This window comes from Aquabacterium sp. A08, assembly GCF_011742065.1.
This window is the reverse complement of the sequence record NZ_JAAQQT010000694.1, coordinates 6,844-12,332: the sequence shown is the minus strand read 5'-3', so window position 1 is coordinate 12,332 and position 5,489 is coordinate 6,844. Positions and strand designations below refer to the sequence as shown.

At 69.3% G+C, this 5,489-nt stretch carries 7 protein-coding genes and 1 pseudogene; 3 read left to right on the top strand and 5 right to left on the bottom strand.

Annotation, left to right across the window (positions count from 1 at the left end; all coding sequences use genetic code 11):
* The coding region (locus HA630_RS20190) for a YihY family inner membrane protein (RefSeq protein ID WP_243855573.1) at positions 1-896 on the bottom strand (896 nt) is incomplete at its 3' end.
* A 32-nt stretch (positions 897-928) separates the two neighbouring features.
* Here HA630_RS20190 and HA630_RS20185 point away from each other — a divergent pair.
* The 3 genes from HA630_RS20185 to HA630_RS20175 are packed head-to-tail and all read left to right on the top strand — an operon-like array spanning position 929 to position 3,130.
* Complete coding sequence (locus tag HA630_RS20185; protein ID WP_166837205.1) at positions 929-1,345, top strand: DUF2069 domain-containing protein; 417 nt, start codon at positions 929-931, stop codon at positions 1,343-1,345.
* A 41-nt stretch (positions 1,346-1,386) separates the two neighbouring features.
* Positions 1,387-2,226: a thymidylate synthase gene (locus tag HA630_RS20180; RefSeq protein WP_166837203.1), complete on the top strand. Its 840-nt coding sequence runs from the start codon at positions 1,387-1,389 to the stop codon at positions 2,224-2,226.
* Positions 2,227-2,236: 10 nt separating this feature from the next.
* Positions 2,237-3,130 (top strand): DMT family transporter, encoded by an 894-nt coding sequence (locus HA630_RS20175; protein WP_166837201.1) that lies wholly within the window; start codon positions 2,237-2,239, stop codon positions 3,128-3,130.
* A 33-nt stretch (positions 3,131-3,163) separates the two neighbouring features.
* Here HA630_RS20175 and HA630_RS20170 read toward each other — a convergent pair whose 3' ends face one another.
* The 4 genes and pseudogenes from HA630_RS20170 to HA630_RS23850 all read right to left on the bottom strand — a co-directional run.
* Positions 3,164-3,574 (bottom strand): cupin domain-containing protein, encoded by a 411-nt coding sequence (locus HA630_RS20170; protein ID WP_166837199.1) that lies wholly within the window; start codon positions 3,572-3,574, stop codon positions 3,164-3,166.
* A gap of 46 nt (positions 3,575-3,620) precedes the next feature.
* Positions 3,621-4,187 (bottom strand): dCTP deaminase, encoded by a 567-nt coding sequence (gene dcd, locus HA630_RS20165; RefSeq protein ID WP_166837197.1) that lies wholly within the window; start codon positions 4,185-4,187, stop codon positions 3,621-3,623.
* A 58-nt stretch (positions 4,188-4,245) separates the two neighbouring features.
* Positions 4,246-5,295, bottom strand: a complete 1,050-nt coding sequence (locus HA630_RS20160) for an adenosine deaminase (RefSeq protein WP_166837195.1) — start codon at positions 5,293-5,295, stop codon at positions 4,246-4,248.
* Positions 5,295-5,489 (bottom strand): annotated as a pseudogene (locus HA630_RS23850) (aromatic ring-hydroxylating dioxygenase subunit alpha); the annotation flags it as partial. The pseudogene HA630_RS23850 and the gene HA630_RS20160, both read right to left, overlap by 1 nt.

The window sequence follows — 5,489 nt, the reverse complement described above, 5'->3', positions numbered from 1 at the left end:
CGCCGGGCAATGCCGGCCAGCAGGCTGGGCAGGTAGGCCGTGACCACCGCGCCCAGCAGCACGATCACCCAGGCCAGGTAGAGCCAGATCAGCAAAATGGGCAGGGTGGCGAAGGTGCCGTACACCACCGAATAGGTGGGCACGCTGGCCAGGTACCAGGCCAGCAGCTTCTTGGCGCTTTCCAGCGCCAGCGACACGAACAGCCCGCCCGCCAGCGCGTGGCCCCAGCGCACCTGGGCGTTGGGCACGTAGCGGTAGAGCGCCGCGGTGGCCACCACCACGGTGACGAATTCCAGCACGTCCAGCGCCACCAGCACGCCGCCGTGCAGGCCCGCCACCCAGCCGCGCGAGGCCGACACCGCGTAGGAACTCAGGCTCAGGCTGAGCCCGACCAGCAGCGGCCCCAGGGTGAGCAGCGCCCAGTAGACCAGCACCCGCTGGGTGAGCGGCCGCAGCTTGCGCACGCGCCAGATGTCGTTGAGCTTGCGGTCGATGGTGAGGATCAGCGCCAGCGCCGACACCAGCAACACCAGCGCCCCGGCCCAGCCCATCTGCCCGGCCTTGTTGGCGAACTGCAGCAGGTAGTTCGACACCTGCCGGGCGATGTTTTCCGGCACCAGGCTCTGCACCAGCCACTTCTGCAGCTGCGCCTCCATGCGGCCGAACATGGGAAAGGCGCTGAAAATGGCCAGCGCGACGGTGAACAGCGGCACCAGCGAAATGGTGGTGGTGAAGGTCAGGCTGCCGGCGGTCACGCCCAGGCGGTCTTCGCGGAAGCGCTCGCGCAGGGTGCTGGCGGTGGTGGCCCAGGGGAAGACGCGCAGGTCCGCCCACAAGCCCTGGGCGCGCTGGCGCAGCCGTTCGACCAACCCCTGAAATCCTGTGGTGCCTCGCATCCCGGTATCATGCCACCGACCCCCGCCCCACCATGACCGACTCCACCCACCCCGCCCCCACCGCTCCCCGCCCGGCCAGCGCCGCCGCCCACTGGACCCGCAGCCTGGCCGTGGCCAGCCTGCTGGCGCTCATTGCCCTGGGCCTGGCCTGGGAACTGTGGCTGGCGCCGCTGCGCGAAGGCGGCTCGTGGTGGGCCATCAAGGTGCTGCCGCTGACGCTGCCACTGGCCGGGCTGCTCAAGCACCGCATGTACACCTACCGCTGGCTCAGCCTGCTGGTGTGGCTGTACTTCACCGAAGGTGCGGTGCGCGCCTACAGCGACACCGGCCGGTCGGCCACGCTGGCGCTGCTGCAGTTGCTGCTGTGCGTGGTGCTGTTCACCGCCTGCGCGCTGCACGTGCGGCTGCGACTGCGGGCGGCCAAGGCCGCCGCGGCGCCGGCCACTTAAAATCCCGACCCTGGCCCATCCAGGCCCCCACGATTGCCCCCATGGCCGACACCGCACGCCCCACCCGCCACCCCTACGAAGACTTCATGCGCCACGTGTTCGAGCACGGCGTGGCCAAGGGCGACCGCACCGGCACCGGCACCCGCAGCGTCTTCGGCCACCAGATGCGTTTTGACCTGAGCGCAGGCTTCCCGCTGGTCACCACCAAGAAAGTGCACCTGAAAAGCATCGTCCTGGAACTGCTGTGGTTCCTGCGCGGCGAGCGCAACGTGCGCTGGCTGCAGGAGCGCGGCTGCACCATCTGGGACGAATGGGCGCGCGAAGATGGCGATTTGGGCCCGGTGTACGGCATGCAGTGGCGCAGCTGGCCCACGCCCGACGGCGGCCACATCGACCAGATCGCCGAGGTGGTCCAGCAGCTGAAAACCAACCCCGACAGCCGCCGCATCATCGTCAGCGCCTGGAACGTGGCCGAACTGGACCAGATGGCGCTGATGCCCTGCCACGCCTTCTTCCAGTTCTACGTGGCCCCGGCCACCGAGCCGGGTGGCAAGGGCAGGCTCAGCTGCCAGCTCTACCAGCGCAGCGCCGACATCTTCCTGGGCGTGCCCTTCAACATCGCCAGCTACGCGCTGCTGACGCACATGCTGGCGCAGCAGTGCGACCTGGACGTGGGCGACTTCGTCTGGACCGGTGGCGACTGCCACATTTACAACAACCACTTCGAGCAGGTGGCGCTGCAACTGAGCCGCGAGCCCCTGCCCTCCCCGACGCTGCACCTCAAGCGCCGGCCCGCGTCGATCTTCGACTACGAACTCGACGACTTCGAGGTGCGGGACTACCAGCACCACCCGGCCATCAAGGCGCCGGTGGCGGTGTGACGCCCAGCCCATGCTGAGCCGCCGCCAGGCGCTGGGGCTGGCCGCCCTGACGCTGATGTGGGGCGTGAACTGGCCGGTGATGAAGCTCTCGCTGCAGGAGCTTTCGCCCCTGTACTTCCGCGCCCTGACCATGACCGGCGGCGCGCTGTGGCTGTTTGCGTTCTACCGCCAGCGCGGCGTGCGCCTGGCGCCACGGCCCGGCGAATGGCGCAGCATCGCCACCCTGGCCCTGCCCAACATGCTGGGCTGGCACACGCTGGCCATTTTCGGGGTGGCGGCGCTGGCGTCGGGCCGGGCGGCCATTTTGGGTTTCACCATGCCGGTGTGGACGGTGCTGTTGGGCGCGCTGTTTTTTGGGCAGCGGCTCACGCGCCGCTCCACCCTGGCGGCGTTGCTGGTGGCCGGTGCGGTGGCCCTGTTGCTGGCCGACGAACTGGGCGCCATGGCCGGCCGCCCGGTGGGCGTGGCGGTGATGCTGGGGGCCGCCATCAGCTGGGCGGTGGGCACGCTGATGATGCGCCGCGCCACCCTGACCCTGCCCATGGAAGCCCTGACGGTGTGGATGATGGGCCTGACCGCGCTGGCGCTGTGGGCCCTGGCCGCCACCTTCGAGCCCTGGCCCCAGTGGCAACTCAGCCCGCGCATGTGGGGACTGCTGGCCTACGGCGTGTTCATGAACTACGGCATGGCGCAGATCATCTGGTTTTCGCTGGCGCGCCACCTGCCCCCGGCCACTAGCGCCATGAGCGTGATGATGGTGCCCCTGGTGGGCACCGCCAGCGCCACCGTGATTGCCGGCGAATGGCCGCGCTGGACCGACGGCGTGGCCGTGGTCTGCGTGATGGCGGCCATCGCCACGGTGCTGCTGCCGGCCGGCGCGTGGCGGCGGGCGCTGGGGCGCTGAAAGCCCGGGCCGTTCGGGGTGGCCCGCAGCCGCTCACTCAACGATGACGTAGACCTTGGTCACCGCCTCCAGCACCTCGAAGGAGCCGGCAAAACCGGGCGGGATGTGGAGGGCCTGACCCGGGCCGGCCTCCTCACAACCGCCGCCGTCGCGGTGGATGCGGCAGCGGCCTTGCACCACGGTGAAGACTTCGCGCTCGGTGGGCCCAAAGGCGATGCGCCAATGCCCCGGCTCGCAGCGCCAGACGCCGGTGCTCAGGGTCTGGGCGCCGGCCAGGGGCGCGTCCAGCGCGTTCCAGGTTTCGCGCAACGGGTGGCCGGCGATCAGGCGCTCGGGTTTGGGGTGCGACCGCTCGGGCGTGCCCGCGACCGGCAGGCCGAACGCCAGCAGGCCGTGGGCCCCTGCGGCCGTGGGGCTGGGTTCCGGTGTGGGTGGGGTGCTCATGGGGGGTTGCAAACGGTCGGCGCGCGGTCGGCTGGCCGCACCGGCATCAGGCGCGCGGCAGGGTCACGCCGTGCTGGCCCTGGTACTTGCCGCCGCGGTCTTTGTAGGACACGTCGCACACCTCGTCGCTCTCGAAGAACAGCACCTGGGCGCAGCCCTCGCCGGCGTAGATCTTGGCCGGCAGCGGCGTGGTGTTGGAAAACTCCAGCGTCACGTAGCCTTCCCATTCGGGCTCGAAGGGGGTGACGTTGACGATTATGCCGCAGCGCGCGTAGGTGCTCTTGCCCAGGCAGATGGTCAGCACGTTGCGCGGGATGCGGAAATACTCCACCGTGCGCGCCAGCGCGAAGCTGTTGGGCGGGATGATGCAGTGGTCGCCGTGGAAGTCGACGAAGCTCTTTTCGTCGAAGTTCTTCGGGTCCACCACGGTGCTGTGGATGTTGGTGAAGACCTTGAATTCGGGCGCGCAGCGGATGTCGTAGCCGTAGCTGCTGGTGCCGTAGCTGATGATCTTTTTGCCATCGGCCTGGCGGACCTGGCCCGGCTCGAACGGCTCGATCATGCCGTGCTGCTCGGCCATGCGGCGGATCCACTTGTCGCTTTTGATGCTCATGCGTGTGCGCTCCAGTTGGCGCCGATTGTACGGTTGGCGCCCCGGCCTGGCCGGCGGGTCAGTCGTGCTCGCGCAGGCCCTCGAAGTAGGCCTTGAGCTGCCGCTCCCAGCCGCGCTTGGCGGTGTCGTCGGCAAAACTGGCCTCGAAGCTGTTGAAGGCCAGCTGGTAGGCGTGGCGCGGCGTCAGGTCGAGCGCGACGAACAGCTGCACGAAATTCTCGTTCAGGTAGCCGCCGAAGTAGGCCGGATCGTCGGAGTTGACGGTGACGCACAGCCCGGCGTCCAGCAACTGGCGCAGGTTGTGCTGCGCCAGGGTGGGGAACACGCGCAGCTTGACGTTGGACAGCGGGCACACCGTGAGCGGCACCTGCGCGTCGGCCAGGCGGCGCAGCAGCACCGGGTCGTGCACCGCCTGCACGCCGTGGTCGATGCGCTCGGCCCCCAGCACGTCCAGCGCGCTCCAGATGTAGGCGGGCGGCCCCTCCTCGCCGGCGTGGGCCACCACGCGCAGGCCCAGTTCGCGGCAGCGGGCGAAGACGCGCTCGAATTTTTCGGGCGGGTGGCCCATTTCGCTGGAGTCCAGTCCCACGCCGATGAACTCGTGCCGGTAGGGCAGCGCCGCCTCCAGCGTGGCGAAGGCGTCTTCTTCGCTCAGGTGGCGCAGGAAGCAGAGGATCAACTTCGCGCTCAGGCCGAACTCCTGGTGGGCGCGGCGGCAGGCGTGGGCCAGCCCGACGATGACGCTGGCCATGGGCACGCCGCGGGCGGTGTGGGTCTGCGGGTCGAAGAAGATTTCGGCGTGCACCACGTTCTCGGCGGCGGCCTTTTCCAGGTAGGCCCAGGCCATGTCGAAAAAGTCCTGCTCCTTCCGCAGCACGCTGGCCCCGGCGTAGTAAATGTCGAGGAAGCTCTGCAGGTCGGTGAACGCATAGGCGGCACGCAGGGCCTCCACGCTGGCGTAGGGCAGCGCCACGCCGTTGCGCTGCGCGAGCTGGAAGATCAGCTCCGGCTCCAGCGAGCCTTCGATGTGGAGGTGCAGCTCGGCCTTGGGCATGCCGCGCAGCACGGCGGGCAGGCGCTGGGGAGCGATGTGGGGCAGGTGAAACATCAGCACACTCCAAAGGTGATGCCGCAGGCCTGCAGGTAGCGGCGGTAGGCGGCACTCAGGCGGTCGGCGGCGCTGTGCGCCTCGCCGCCGCTCAAGGGCAGCCGCTTGGGTTGCTGCGACTCCAGCACCGGCCGGTCCTGCGAGAAGATCTCGACCTGGAAATCGCGCAACGCGTCGTCGGACGATACCGCATC

Coding starts and splice junctions, on each gene's coding strand:
- HA630_RS20185 (WP_166837205.1), top strand. CDS start 929: ATGACCGACTCCACCCACCCCGCCCCCACCGCTCCCCGCCCGGCCAGC.
- HA630_RS20180 (WP_166837203.1), top strand. CDS start 1,387: ATGGCCGACACCGCACGCCCCACCCGCCACCCCTACGAAGACTTCATG.
- HA630_RS20175 (WP_166837201.1), top strand. CDS start 2,237: ATGCTGAGCCGCCGCCAGGCGCTGGGGCTGGCCGCCCTGACGCTGATG.
- HA630_RS20170 (WP_166837199.1), bottom strand. CDS start 3,574: ATGAGCACCCCACCCACACCGGAACCCAGCCCCACGGCCGCAGGGGCC.
- dcd (WP_166837197.1), bottom strand. CDS start 4,187: ATGAGCATCAAAAGCGACAAGTGGATCCGCCGCATGGCCGAGCAGCAC.
- HA630_RS20160 (WP_166837195.1), bottom strand. CDS start 5,295: ATGTTTCACCTGCCCCACATCGCTCCCCAGCGCCTGCCCGCCGTGCTG.